This is a genomic window from Candidatus Protofrankia datiscae (assembly GCF_000177615.2).
GTDB classification, from domain to species: domain Bacteria; phylum Actinomycetota; class Actinomycetes; order Frankiales; family Frankiaceae; genus Protofrankia; species Protofrankia coriariae.
The window spans coordinates 2,038,130-2,051,071 of sequence record NC_015656.1; the positions used below are offsets into that span (position 1 = coordinate 2,038,130).

General features: G+C 70.5%; 9 protein-coding genes and 2 pseudogenes. 10 read left to right on the forward strand and 1 reads right to left on the reverse strand.

The features are described from left to right. The first annotated feature begins 563 nt into the window (after nt 1-563). The 8 genes and pseudogenes from FSYMDG_RS08440 to FSYMDG_RS08475 form a co-directional block, all read left to right on the forward strand. Complete coding sequence (locus tag FSYMDG_RS08440) at nt 564-1,334, forward strand: alpha/beta hydrolase (protein ID WP_013873134.1); 771 nt, start codon at nt 564-566, stop codon at nt 1,332-1,334. Nucleotides 1,335-1,386: 52 nt separating this feature from the next. After that, nucleotides 1,387-2,630 (forward strand): annotated as a pseudogene (locus FSYMDG_RS08445) (LLM class flavin-dependent oxidoreductase). Continuing rightward, nucleotides 2,627-3,892 carry an acyl-CoA dehydrogenase family protein gene (locus tag FSYMDG_RS08450; protein WP_013873135.1) on the forward strand — a complete coding sequence of 422 codons (1,266 nt, stop codon included), beginning with the start codon at nt 2,627-2,629 and terminating at the stop codon, nt 3,890-3,892. Before FSYMDG_RS08445 ends, FSYMDG_RS08450 begins: the two are co-directional and overlap by 4 nt. Nucleotides 3,893-4,112: 220 nt before the next feature. Continuing rightward, on the forward strand, nt 4,113-5,828 hold the full coding sequence (locus FSYMDG_RS08455) for an ABC transporter substrate-binding protein (protein ID WP_013873136.1): 1,716 nt from the start codon (nt 4,113-4,115) through the stop codon (nt 5,826-5,828). A gap of 57 nt (nt 5,829-5,885) precedes the next feature. Then, nucleotides 5,886-6,836: an ABC transporter permease gene (locus FSYMDG_RS08460; RefSeq protein ID WP_043605455.1), complete on the forward strand. Its 951-nt coding sequence runs from the start codon at nt 5,886-5,888 to the stop codon at nt 6,834-6,836. A gap of 19 nt (nt 6,837-6,855) precedes the next feature. Further along, nucleotides 6,856-7,869: an ABC transporter permease gene (locus tag FSYMDG_RS08465; protein ID WP_013873138.1), complete on the forward strand. Its 1,014-nt coding sequence runs from the start codon at nt 6,856-6,858 to the stop codon at nt 7,867-7,869. Then, entirely contained in the window at nt 7,866-9,623 is a 1,758-nt protein-coding gene (locus FSYMDG_RS08470) for a dipeptide ABC transporter ATP-binding protein (protein WP_013873139.1), read from the forward strand. Before FSYMDG_RS08465 ends, FSYMDG_RS08470 begins: the two co-directional genes overlap by 4 nt. Before the next feature lie 245 nt (nt 9,624-9,868). Continuing rightward, nucleotides 9,869-10,708, forward strand: a pseudogene (locus tag FSYMDG_RS08475) (sulfurtransferase); the annotation flags it as partial. Between the two features lie 130 nt (nt 10,709-10,838). Here FSYMDG_RS08475 and FSYMDG_RS08480 read toward each other — a convergent pair. Continuing rightward, entirely contained in the window at nt 10,839-11,414 is a 576-nt protein-coding gene (locus tag FSYMDG_RS08480) for a Uma2 family endonuclease (protein ID WP_013873141.1), read from the reverse strand. A 199-nt stretch (nt 11,415-11,613) separates the two neighbouring features. Here FSYMDG_RS08480 and FSYMDG_RS28165 point away from each other — a divergent pair, with 199 nt between their 5' ends. Further along, nucleotides 11,614-11,904 (forward strand): transposase, encoded by a 291-nt coding sequence (locus FSYMDG_RS28165; protein ID WP_043602641.1) that lies wholly within the window; start codon nt 11,614-11,616, stop codon nt 11,902-11,904. Between the two features lie 17 nt (nt 11,905-11,921). Next, nucleotides 11,922-12,812, forward strand: a complete 891-nt coding sequence (locus tag FSYMDG_RS08490; RefSeq protein ID WP_237703101.1) for an IS3 family transposase — start codon at nt 11,922-11,924, stop codon at nt 12,810-12,812. Nucleotides 12,813-12,942 lie beyond the last annotated feature (130 nt).

A 12,942-nucleotide genomic window follows, 5' to 3' on the forward strand; every position in this document is an offset into this window, starting at 1 on the left:
GGACCGCTTACATTCCGTGTTGCTTTCTATAGCCCACCGCGACGCCGGATCGCGCAGCACGTCCTGACCCGCAGGCGCGTCATCGACTTCGGGACCGTCACCTCCGCCTGTTGTCCCGTGCCTTGTTCCGTCCGGTGACACCGGCGCGTCACCGCCCGGCCTGATCCGGCGACCGGCGGCCGAGCCATGACAGATCGTCCAGGTCATCGGGGTCATCGGGGTCATCGGGGTCATCGGGGTCATCGGGTCGTTCGGATCGCTTCGATCGTCCGGTTCGTCCGGGTGACACGTCGGCGCCGGCTCCTGGCGGTTCCCGGCCCGGTGCCGGCGCCCGCTGCCGGTCGCGCCGTCGGCTCGCGTCGGTCGGCACGGCATGCGCCCGTCATCCCGGGAGGCTCCCGGCCACCGGCCGAGGCGCTGTCGCGGGCCGGCTCGGCGCCGGGGCCGCGGGGCCCGGCGTGGGCCACACCGTCACGCCCGCCACCTCGCCCATCCCCCCATCCATCTCCACCTGTCGGACATAGCAGATATCGGCTCCCAACCGGACATAAGGACGTAGATCGATGACGTCAGCTCAGCTCGCCGCCGCCGCAGTCGCGCCCACGGTGGCGGCGTGGGACAACCCGCCGGCGGTCGCGCCGCGGGGAACGGTGATCCTGATCGCCGGCCGGGGCGAGCATCCGGGGCTCTACGAGCGGTTCGGCAACCGGATCGCCTTCGACGGCTACCGGGTCCGGGTGGTCGGCGACCCGACCGCGCACGAGCGGACGGTGACGTCCCAGATCAACCGTCTGCTGGCCGACCCGGACCTGCCCGCGCCGCGCGTGCTGGCGGGCTCCGACGCGGGCGCGGCATTCGCCGCGGCGCTGGTCGCCGCCGGGAAGGTGCGGGTCGACGGCCTCATCCTCGTCGGTCTTCCCGGCGGGGAGACGACCGTCACGGACATCGGGGAATGGGAGTGGGAGACCGAGCTGGGTGAGCGCACCGCCTGCCCCACCCACCAGGCGCGGCTGGACGCCGACGTGTCGGTGCGCCGTGGCGCGCTGACCGTCCCGATATCCCGGTCCTGGATCGTCGACGGTGATCTTCGTCGGGTCGCCGTACCGGTGCTCGGCCTGCACGGGACGGCCGACCTGCTCAGCCCGCTGCCGGCCGCGCGAGAGCGTTACACGGGCGCGCCCATCGCCGAGTTCGTCACCATCGACGGCGGCAAGCACGACGCCCTCAACGACGCCACCCACCGGACAGCCGCGGCCGTGGTCGTGCTGTTCCTCGAACGGTTGCGGGCCGGCGCCGACCTGCCCGAAATCGCGCGCTGGACCCCCTGGTCGTAGCCGCGTCAACGGCGCCGATCAGCCACCCGTCCGGCGCATCCGGAGGACCGTCATGACCGTCGAATTCATCAGCGGCATAAACATCAATCCGTCCAACGAGCTCAACCGGCTCCGTCTCCCGGCCATTGATGTGCCCTTCCTCAGGCGTTACGCGCGGGCCCTGGAGGACGGCGGCTTCGACTACACACTGGTGCCCTACCACTCCTCCTTCCAGGACCCGTTCACCCTCGCCACGGCCATCACACAGTTCACCGAGCGGCTCCGGCCGATCGTCGCGCTGCGGCCCAACACCATCTACCCGACGGTCGCGGCCAAACAGCTGGCCACCCTCGACCAGCTCAGCGGTGGACGCGCGGTGGTGCACTTCATCGCGGGCGGGGACGACCACGAGCAGGCCCGCGAGGGCGACCGGCTGAGCAAGACCGAACGCTACGCGCGACAGGCCGAGTACATCGACATCCTCCGCCGGGCGTGGGCCTCGACGACGCCGTTCGACCATGCCGGGACCTACTACTCCTTCGAGGACTTCGTCTCGGTCGTGCGGCCGGTCAACGGCAGCATCCCGGTGTCGGTCGGCGGGTCGTCGCCGGAGGCCTACCAGGTGGGCGGCGCGCGGGCCGACATCTTCGGCCTGTGGGGCGAACCGCTGAAGGAGACCAGGGAGCAGATCGACGCGGTGACCGAGCAGGCCCGCCTCGCCGGCCGGGAGGACACCCCCGCATCTGGGTCACCTTCCGTCCGATCATCGCCCCCACCGAGGAGCTGGCCTGGGAGAAGGCCCACCGGATCCTCGACGTCCTGCGGGGCAACAACGGGCTCGCGCACGCGGCGTTCCGCGCCACCAGCGCGAAGGAACCGCCCAACGTCGGCTCCCAGCGGCTGCTGCGGGTGGCCCGCGACGGTGACCTGCACGATCGTGCGCTGTGGACGCCCACGGCCTCCGCGACCAACGCCGCCGGCGCCTCCACCGCCCTGGTGGGGACGCCCGAGACCGTCGCCGCCGCCATCCTCGACTACGTCGACCTCGGTGCCGAGCTCATCTCGATCCGCGGGTACGACAACCTCGACGACGTCATCGACTACGGCCGTTACCTCCTCCCACTGGTGCGCGAGGAACTGGCCCACCGCGCGGCGACGGGCCGTCGCGGCGAGATCGTGCGGGAGGACGCCGGGCGCGGCCGCCCGGCCGTGCCGGCGGCCGCCTCCGACGGTGGCCCGCACGGCGATCGGGGCGCACAGGCGCGGGAAGCGTCGGCCGCGCGGGCCGGCCGGCTGGGGCAGCAGGTGGCGTCGTGAGCGTGTCATCGCGGTCCCAGACCGGCCCGGCCGACCGTTCCGACCTTTCCGCTGCCGGTTCTGCCGCCGCCGATCGTCCCGACATCGATCCTGCCGCCGCCGGCCGTCCGGTGGCCGCGCTGCCGGTCGTGGACGTCTCCGACGACGCGCTCGCCCAAACGAGCGCGCGACTCGCGCTCACCGCCGAGGAGTACGACCGTTCCGCGGAGTTCCCCTGGAAAGGCGTCCAGGCCGTGCACGACGCGGGCCTGCTGCGGCTGGGGATCGCACCCCGCTACGGCGGCCAGGGCCTCAGCGCCACCGACAGCGTCCGGGTCCTGCAGTGGCTGGGCCGGGGCGACCCGTCGGTCGCCCTGATCACAGCGATGACGATCTTCCAGCACGTGCTGGAGGACATCGACCCGTGGTGGCCGGAGGATCTCTACCGCACCGTGGTCGACGACTCCCGCCGGCGGCCGGTGCTGCTGAACGCCATCCGCGCCGAGCCAGAGTGGGGAGCGCCCGCCCGCGGCGGGCTGCCGGCCACGAAGATCCAGCGGACCGCCACCGGCTGGCTGCTCAACGGGCACAAGGGCTTTGCGACAAGCTCGGAAGGCCTCGCCTACCACCTGGTGTGGGCGGCCACCGAGGACCCCGACCCGCTGCTGGCGCACGCCGTCGTCCCCGCCGACACCCCCGGTATCGAGATCGTGCGCACCTGGGACCACCTCGGGCTGCGGGCGAGCAGCACGCACGACGTCATCTACACCGACGTGGAAATCCCTTTCGAGAACTTCCGCGGCGTGCCCCTCTCCGAGCAGCGCGCCGACCCGGGCCTGGGCGCCGTCGGGCTCGGCGTGCCCGCGCTCTACATCGGGGTGGCCCGGGCCGCGCAGGAGTTCTTCCTGCGTTTCGCCAACGAGCGCGTACCCACCTCGCTGGGACGTCCCATCGCCACGACCGAACGGATCCAGACCATCGCCGGCGAGATCGAGGCGCAGCTGGTCCAGGCCGAGGAGATCGTCTACGGGGTGGTCCGTCGTTTCGACGAGGGTGACCCCAGCGCGTCGCAGCGCTTCCTCGTCGCCAAGCCGTTGGTCGTGCGCGCCGTTGTCACAGCCGTGCAGACCGCGGTGGCGGCGATCGGCAACCCGGGCCTGACCAGGCACAACCCTCTCGAGCGGCACCTGCGTGACGTCTACTGTGCCCGCGTCCATCCGCCGCAGGAGGACTCCGCCCTGCTGCTCGCCGGGCGCCAGACGCTCACCGCCGCGCGCTGTTAGAGCAACATCCAGGGCCACGTCAGCTCGACCGAGGCCCCGTCCGCAGGTGCCCTCAGAGCACCCGGCAGCAGCCCGGACCGCACCCGGCAGCAGCCACACCTGCACTCACAACCCGTGGCGTGCGGCCGCCACCACGAAACCGTTCCCTGTTCGACCGGTTCCGGAATTCCGGAATCCACCTGACCTGTTCACGGAAGACAACTCTGGGAGTCATATCCTGATGGCCGTATCGTGGCGTCGCCGAAGTGGCGAGGACACCGACAGAAATATCAGCGGCAGCGCCGACGGAAACAGCGCGGGCCGACGCGGCCCGCGCTGGCGGGCGGCGACCGTCTCCCTCCTCACCGTCGCCTTCCTGGCCGCCTGTGGGGGCGGGGACGGCGGGAGTGGTACGAACGCCGACAACGCGCAGCCCGTGCCGGGCGGCCGGCTGAAGATCGCCTTCTGGGCGGACTTCCAGGGCTGCATCGACCCCAACCAGGTGTACTGGATCGAAAGCCGCAGCATCGACCGCAACTTCGCCGACTCGCTGACCGACCAGGACCCCAGGACCGGTGAGATCGTCCCGTGGCTCGCCACGAGCTGGACGGCCAGCCCCGACGCCCGCGAGTACACCTTCACCCTGCGCAAGGGCGTCACCTTCAGCGACGGCACGCCGCTCGACGCGTCCGCGGTGAAGACGGCCCTCGACGGGGTGCGCGGCCTCGGCGCCAAGTCGACCCTGGGCGTGACCTACCTCGCCGGCTACGAGTCGTCGACCGTCGTCGACCCGCAGACGGTCAAGGTGAACTTCAGCGCGCCCAACGCGGCGTTCCTCCAGGCGACGTCCACCACCACCCTGGCGATCCTCTCGCCGGCCACCTACAAGGAGACCGCCGAGGCCCGCTGCGCGGGCAAGGTCATCGGCTCAGGACAGTTCGTGCTCGACAGCTACAACGTCACCAAGGCGATCAAGCTCAGCCGGCGCGCGGGTTACGCGTGGCCGAGCGCGCTGGTGAAGAACCAGGGTGACGCGTACCTCGACGGCATCGACGTCAGCTACATCGCCGAGGACAGCGTCCGGGTGGGCAGCCTGACCACCGGCACCATCGACGTCGCCTGGCCGCGGCTGCCGATCACCTCCGCCGACCAGGAGGTCATCAAGGCCGCGAACGGCGTCATCGAGACACGCTCCCTGCCCGGCATCAGCGCGCAGATCGTGCCCAACGTCAACAGGGGCGGCCCGCTGGCCGACCTGAAGGTGCGCCAGGCGCTGTACAAGGCGATCGACCTGAAAAGCTACGCGTCCACCGTGTACTGGGACGGCTACCCGGTGGTGAAGGGGCCGTACGACTCGACGACGCCGTACGCGGCGGACCTGTCCGCCAAGCTCGCCCACGACCCGGCCGGGGCGGCCGCGCTGCTGGACAGCGCCGGCTGGGCCAAGGGCTCGGACGGCTACCGCTACAAGGACGGCCGGAAGCTGACGCTGACCTACCTCATCATCTCCTCGACCCCTGGCGAACAGCTGCTCCAGGACCAGCTCAAGAAGAGCGGCGTCGACCTCCAGCTCAAGGTCCTAACCAACGCGCAGTACACCCAGCTGACCACCGCTGGTGAGTTCGACCTCGCGGGCAGCTACCTGACCCGCGGCGACCCGAGCGTGCTCGGCTCGACCCTCGACCGGGCCGTCTCGAAGAACTACGCCACCGTGTACTCCCAGGACGACGCCACAGCCGCCGAGGTCAGCAGGCTGTTCGCCCGCGGGCTGAACACGATCGACCCGGCCCGGCGCGCCGCGGCGTACAAGGATCTGCAGGACTACCTGATCGACCACGGGGTCGTCTTCCCGACCTACGACCGGGTGCAGGTGGTCGGGCTGTCGAACAAGGTCCACGGGTTCGCCTGGACCTCCGAGAGCTTCCTGCGCGCCAACGACATCTGGCTGTCGAAGTGACCTGGCGGTCATGATGCCGAGAACACCGAGAATGCTGAGAACGCCGAGACGGTCATGATGCTCAGATATCTCGCCGGTAGGTTCGCCCAGGCACTGCTGGTGCTCTGGGCGGCCTACACGGTCACCTTCGTCATCCTGCACGTGCTGCCGAGCGACCCGATCACCCTGCAGCTCGCCGCCGGCGGAGTCGACGTCAGCCAGCTCACCCCGGACCAGCTGCACGCCATGGAGGCGCGGTATGGGCTCGACGAGCCCGTGCTCACGCAGTACTTCGGCCGGCTGTGGGACGCCCTGCACCTCAACTTCGGCATGTCGCTCACCCAGAACGTCTCCGTCGGCAGGCTCGTCTCCGACCGGCTGCCCTCGACCATCGTGCTGACCCTGGTCTCAGTCGGGCTCTTCCTGGTGTTCGGCGTCGGGCTGGCCTACCTGGCCTCCTACGTCCAGTGGCGGCCGGCCCGGGTGCTGCTCAGCCGGCTGCCCGCGGTGGGCATCTCACTACCGACGTTCTTCGTCGGGCTGCTGCTCATCCAGGTGTTCGCCTTCTCCCTCGGCTGGTTCCCGGCCAGGGGCAGTGAGGGATGGCGCAGCGTGGTGCTGCCCGGGGTCACCCTGGCGCTTCCCGGGTCGGCGATGCTCGCCCAGGTGCTCATCCGCAGCCTCGGCGACACCTGGCAGGAGCCGTACATCGTCACCGCCAGGGCCAAGGGGCTGTCCCGCTGGGCCATTCAGCTGCGGCACGCGTTCCGCAACGCGGCCCTGCCCGCGCTCACCCTGCTGGGCGTGCTCGTCGGCTACACGGTGACCAACGCGGTCGTCGTCGAGACCGTCTTCTCCCGCAACGGGATCGGCCAGTTGGCCCAGCAGGCCGTCATCGGCCAGGACGTGCCCGTCGTCCAGGCCGTCATCGTCATCGCGGCGGCGATCTTCGTCGCTGTCAATCTGGTCGTCGACCTGCTCTATGCGTTCCTCGACCCTCGTGTCGCCCACACGGCCCGGGTCACCTAGGGTCACTGAGGCAGGAATCATGTCCGAGAACATCCTGGTCAAAGGCTCGGAGCAGGCCGCTCCGGGTGTCCCGCCGGCCCCGGCCCCCGCCGTGGGCCCGGCGTCGGCCGCGGGCGGTACCGCGCCCGTCACCGACACCGGGCCCACCCGAGCGGATACCGGCGGCGGCCACACCGGTGAGCGGCATCCGGCGGGCGGACGCCTCCGGCGGTCCGCGGTGTTCGAGGTGGTGCGGCCGTTCCTGCGCCGGCCGGGGTTCGTCCTCGCCGCCGCGTTCATCGCGTTCGTCGTGGTCTCGGGCCTGTTCCCCGGGGCGTTCACCTCGTACGACCCGACCGCGACCGCACCGGCGGAGAAGCTGCGCGGACCGGGCCTGGACCATCTCTTCGGCACCGACGAACTGGGCCGGGACCTGTTCTCCCGGGTCCTCCACGGCTCGACCCTCACGATCAGGAGCACCGGGGGAGCCGTTCTGATCGCGATCGTGGCCGGGCTGGCGCTCGGGGTCGTCGCCGGGTTCCTGGGCGGATGGATCGACAGCCTGCTCATGCGCACGGTCGACGTCGCGCTCGCCCTCCCGCTGCTCCTGCTGGCGCTGGCGATCGTCACCGCGCTGGGCTTCGGGATGCTGCCGATGGCGATCGCCGTCTCGGTGGGCATCATGCCGGGGTTCGCGCGCACGACCCGGGCGGAGGTGTTCCGGGTCAAGGGACAGGCGTACGTCGAAGCCGCACGCACCGGCGGCGCCTCATGGATCAGGGTGATGTGGCGGCACGTCCTGCCGAACTCGTGGGGCCCGGTGATGGTGCTCGCCATCCTCGACTTCGGCACGGCCGTGCTGAGCATCTCCTCGCTGAGCTTCCTGGGCTTCGGGGCCCCGCCGCCCGCCGCCGAGTGGGGGACGCTGATCTCCAGCGGCCGTAACTACCTGGTCACCAGCCCATGGTTGTCGCTGCTGCCGGGCCTGTTCGTCGGCCTGGTCGTCTTCAGCCTCAACCACGTCGCCCGAACCCTGGAGGAGGTGCGGTCGTGAACGAGGGAGCGACGCGGCGAACCGGGGACGGCGTGAGCGAGGAGGCTGGCGCGAACATCGTGGAACTGTCCGGGCTGTCGGTCGGCTACCGCAGCCGGGGGCGGACGGCCCTCGCGGTCGACGGCCTGGACCTCGCGATCGCGCCCGGCGAGACCGTGGCCGTGGTCGGCGAGTCCGGCTCGGGCAAGACCACCACCGCCAACGCCATCCTGGGGCTGCTGCCGGCCAACGGGCAGATCGTCGCGGGTTCGATCCGGGTGGCCGGCACCGACATCACCACAGCCCGTGAACGCACCCTGCGGGCGATCCGCGGCAACGTCGTCGGGCTCGTCCCGCAGGATCCGATGGTCGGCCTCAACCCGACGATGCGCGTCGGCGGCCAGGTGGCCGAGGCCGTCCGCCGACGCGGCGTGGACAGGCGACTGGTGTCCGCTGAGGTGATCGAGGCCCTGGAACGGGCGGGGCTGGACGAGCCGGTGCTGCGCGCCCGGCAGTACCCGCACGAGCTCTCTGGCGGCATGCGGCAGCGGGTGCTCATCGCCATCGCGCTGGCCGGGCATCCCCGCCTCATCGTCGCCGACGAGCCGACGAGCGCGCTGGACGTCACCGTGCAGCGCACGATCCTCGACCATCTCGGGCGTCTCGTCGCCGAGACGGGCACCTCCCTGTTGATCATCACCCACGATCTCGGGGTCGCCGCCGACCGCGCCGACCGCGTGATCGTCATGCAGCACGGACGGGTGGTCGAGCGCGGCGATCCGGAGTCGATCCTGCTCGCCCCCCGTGACCCGTACACCCGGCACCTCATCGAGGTCGCCCCGGCGCTGTCGCACTCCGGGCACGTCGTCCCCCGCTTCACCGAGGTCGCCCCGGCATCGGAGATCCTGCGGCTGGAGGCCGTCACCAAGGACTTCCGCCTGCCCAGGACGTCCGGCGGCGATCGGGTCTTCCGGGCGCTGGAGGACGTCACGCTCTCGGTGCGGGCCGGGCAGACCCTGGGCCTGGTCGGCGAGTCGGGATCGGGTAAGACCACCGCGCTGCGTATCGCCATGGGCCTGGACAAGCCCACCAGCGGACGGGTGCTGCTGGACGGGAAGGACATCACCGCCGCCGGCTGGTCGCAGCTGCGGCCGCTGCGCCGGCGGTTCCAGCTCGTGCACCAGAACCCGTACTCCTCGCTGGACCCGCGGTTCAGCGTCGAGGAGAGCATCGCCGAACCCCTGGTCTCCTTCCGGATCGGTAACCGGGCCAGCCGGGCCGCCCGGGTCCGTGAGCTGCTCGACCAGGTCGCTCTGCCGGCGGATTTCCGCGAGCGCAGGCCGAGGGAGCTCTCGGGCGGGCAGCGCCAGCGGGTGGCGATCGCCCGGGCGCTCGCGCTCGGGCCCGAGCTGGTCTTCCTCGACGAGCCCGTCTCCGCGCTCGACGTCTCGGTGCAGGACCAGATCCTGGGGCTGCTCACCGGGCTGCAGCAGGAGCTCGGGGTCAGCTACTTCTTCATTTCCCATGATCTGGCGGTCGTCGCCCAGATTTCGCATGAGGTCGCGGTGCTGCACCGCGGCCGGGTCGTCGAGAGCGGTTCGACCGCGGCCGTGTTCGCCGCACCCGAGCAGGAGCACACCCGTGAGCTGCTCGGCGCCATTCCCGGGCAACGTTTCGCCGCCGCGCTGGCCGCGGCCGCCCGGCCGGCCGGGACATCGGGCGGGGCGGCGGACGAGCCCCCGCCGGGAGCGGGCGGGACGCCGGCAGGACCTTGAGCGGGCCCGGCCGGAGCCGGGAGGAGCCCGTAGGTGTCGCGGCCGGCGGGAAGGCCGGCGAATCCGCCGCGACGACAGACGAAGATCGACGGCAGGCGAAGATACTGTGACGGCTGGCAGGTCCGTCGGACGACCAGCGAACAGGATGCGACGGAAGGTGAGTGCACGTGGTGGCTGGTGAGAGCCCCGAGGTGGGCGGCGAACCCGTCGAGGCGGTCGGTGCGGCCGGCTACTCTGACCGATCCGGCCGGTCGGCGGTGCTCGTCGATGCCAAGAGGTTGCACGACGAACTGTCGTCGGCCACGCCCCCGCTGCTGCTCGACGTCCGCTGGGCTCTCGGTGATCCGCACGGCCGCGAGCACTACCGGGACGGGCATCTGCCGGGCGCGGTCTACGTCGACCTCGACACCGAGCTCGCCGCCATGCCGGGCGGGACCGCCGGCCGGCACCCGCTGCCCGACATCGCCGCGCTGCAACACTCGGCCCGGGCCTGGGGGCTGACCGCCGGGCGGCCGGTGGTGGCCTACGACGACAACGGCGGGCAGGCGGCGGCCCGGGCATGGTGGCTGCTGCGCTGGGCGGGCGTGGCCGACGTGCGCATCCTCGACGGCGCCCTGACCGCCTGGCGGGAGGCCGGCTTCCCGCTCGAGACCGGCGAGACCGTCCCGGCGTCCGGGGACGTCGTGCTCGCCGCGGGGCATCTGCCGGTGCTCGACGCCGACGGCGCCGCCCACTTGGCCGGCGCGGGTGTCCTGCTCGACGCCCGCGCGCCGGAGCGCTACCGCGGCGAGGTGGAGCCGGTCGACCCGCGCGCCGGGCACATCCCCGGCGCGGTCAGCGCGCCGACCGGGGAGAACCTGGACGGCGGCGGGCACTTCCTGTCCGAGGATCTGCTGCGCGCCCGCTTCACCGCGCTCGGTGCCGGTGACACGCGGTCGGTTGGCGTCTACTGCGGATCCGGGGTGACGGCGGCCCACCAGATCGCCGCGCTCGCCGTGGCTGGGATCGACGCGGCCCTCTTCCCCGGCTCCTGGTCAGCCTGGTCCTCCGACCCCACCCGCCCCGTCGCCACCGGCCCCGGCTGACCCTGTCGGTGGCCTGAGCCGTCGGTCGCTGGAGACCGGCGGCTTCAGATCATGCTTTTCGCGCGTCGCCTCCGGCCTTCCGGCCAGGCCGCCGGGCTGTTCCGGGCAAGCTGGCAGCGTCGCTGCGCGGTTACTGCCGAGCCAGTTCGGCAGGGTCGAGGTCGACCGGGAACGGGTGGAGGATCGTCGTCCGCTCGCCGGCTGGGGCGGTGACCGTGTGGACGAACCGGCCGCGCCGGAGCTGGGAGGCGATGATGTGCGGTTTCGGCGTCAGCTCGAACCGCCAGTACACGGCAATGCCGGCGTCCGCGTAGAGCCGCGGTTTGATCACCTGGTCCTGCGGCTCGCTGCCGGGCGACACGATCTCGACGACCGCCAGCACGGTGCCCACCGGGTAGCGGGTCGGGTCGGTGGCCGCGAACTTCCGTTCGACGATGGCGATGTCCGGCACAGCCAACCGGCCGCCGGGCGCCTCCACGTTCACCGCTTCCAGCACTTCCACGGCCGCGCCGGCGGCCGATACCGCGACGTCGAGCAGGTTCGCCAACCGCCGTGACGTTCGTTGATGCGAGATTCCAGGAGCCGGGCTCACCGTCAGGACGCCCGATGTAAGCAGCTCGTACCGGGAACGGTCGCCGGTGTCGGGGATGGCCTCGACGTCCGCGATCGTCCACGGGCCAACATGCTCGGCGAATACGACGCTCACAGGCTCCCTCCTCCCACCGGCGCGCCCTACTCGTCAGCTCGACCTACTCGCTCAGTCTCCCACGATCATCCACCATCCGACAGCCCCGCCCCTGCCGCAGCCGCCACCCTCCGCCTCCTGGCAAGCCCTCTGGAGTTGGAGTGATCCCGCTTCCGTGGACAGCGAACCTGAGGTTCGCTGTCCATAGGGAAGGAGCGTCATGGGGTCAGCTCGCCGGAAGTTCACCCAGGAGTACAAATCCGAGGCAGTAAGGTTGGTGCTCGACTCGGGCCGGTCGGTGACCGAGGTCGCGAAGAGTCTGGGTATCCACGAGACCACGTTGGGAAACTGGGTGAAGAAGGCGAAGGAGAACGGCGAGACCGAGGAGCGGCCGCTGTCGGTGTCGGAGCGCGCGGAACTTGAGGAGCTCCGGAAGAAGTACGCGCAGGCGCAGATGGACATCGCCTTCCTAAAAAAAGCGGCGAGCTTCTTCGCGAGCGAGCAGAAGTAAAGTTCGAGTTCATCTCGATACACGCTCCGAAGAAGCCTGTGTCCGCCGACGGCGCGAACACCTTTCCCGTCGACTACATGTGCAAGAAACTCGACGTGTCCCGACAGGGCTACTATGCGTGGAAGAAACGCGGCCCGTCTCGGAGGGAGAAGGACGACGCCACCTTGTCGACCATGATCAGAGCTGTTTTCGACCGTCACGAGGGGCGGTACGGCGTGCGGCGGATCTTCCACGAGATCCGCCGCCAGGGCGTCGCCGTCGCCTACAAGCGGGTCCAGCGGCTGATGGCGACGATGGGCCTGGTCAGCGTGCATCCGCGTCCCCGCCGGCCGGTGACGACGGTGCAGGCCGCGGACTCCTCATCGCTGCCTGATCTTGTCGGCCAAGACTTCGCCGCGTCCGCACCGAACCAGTTGTGGTACGGCGACATAACATATATTCGCACCTGGGATGGCTGGGTGTACATGGCCTCCGTCATCGACGCGTTCTCTCGGAAGATCGTCGGCTGGGCGGTCGCCGATCACATGCGCACCGAACTCGTTCTCGACGCGCTTCGTATGGCCGTCACCCGCCGGCGGCCACCCGGCGGCGTCATATTCCACGCCGACCGAGGCGGTCAGTACACCAGCCGTGAGTTCGTCGCCTTCTGTCGCGACAACAACGTCCGAAACTCCGTCGGCCGTACCGGGATCTGTTTCGACAACGCCGCGGCGGAGTCCTTCTGGGCCACCCTCAAGAAGGAGTTCGTCCACCTCCACCCGTTCGATACCATAGACCGCGTCCGGGCGGGGATCTTCGAATATGTCGAGATCTACTACAACCGGCAGCGGTTGCACTCCTCGATCGGCTATCTCACGCCTGTCGAGTTCGAGGAAGAATTTGACGGACAAACACTTCGTGCTGCATAGTTAGGACTGTCCACGAAAGTGGGAACCCTCCACTCCAGGCAAGCGGTCCCTTCGCGGGAACGAGTGTGTAAGTGGTCTGGAGGGGAGAGAGCAGCCACTTACACACTCAACCGCGTGATCTGACGCAACG

What these genes read in the sequence shown, in the direction of transcription:
- FSYMDG_RS08440 (WP_013873134.1), top strand. Translation starts at nt 564, where the DNA reads ATGACGTCAGCTCAGCTCGCCGCCGCCGCAGTCGCGCCCACGGTGGCG.
- FSYMDG_RS08455 (WP_013873136.1), top strand. Translation starts at nt 4,113, where the DNA reads ATGGCCGTATCGTGGCGTCGCCGAAGTGGCGAGGACACCGACAGAAAT.
- FSYMDG_RS08460 (WP_043605455.1), top strand. Translation starts at nt 5,886, where the DNA reads ATGCTCAGATATCTCGCCGGTAGGTTCGCCCAGGCACTGCTGGTGCTC.
- FSYMDG_RS08465 (WP_013873138.1), top strand. Translation starts at nt 6,856, where the DNA reads ATGTCCGAGAACATCCTGGTCAAAGGCTCGGAGCAGGCCGCTCCGGGT.
- FSYMDG_RS28165 (WP_043602641.1), top strand. Translation starts at nt 11,614, where the DNA reads ATGGGGTCAGCTCGCCGGAAGTTCACCCAGGAGTACAAATCCGAGGCA.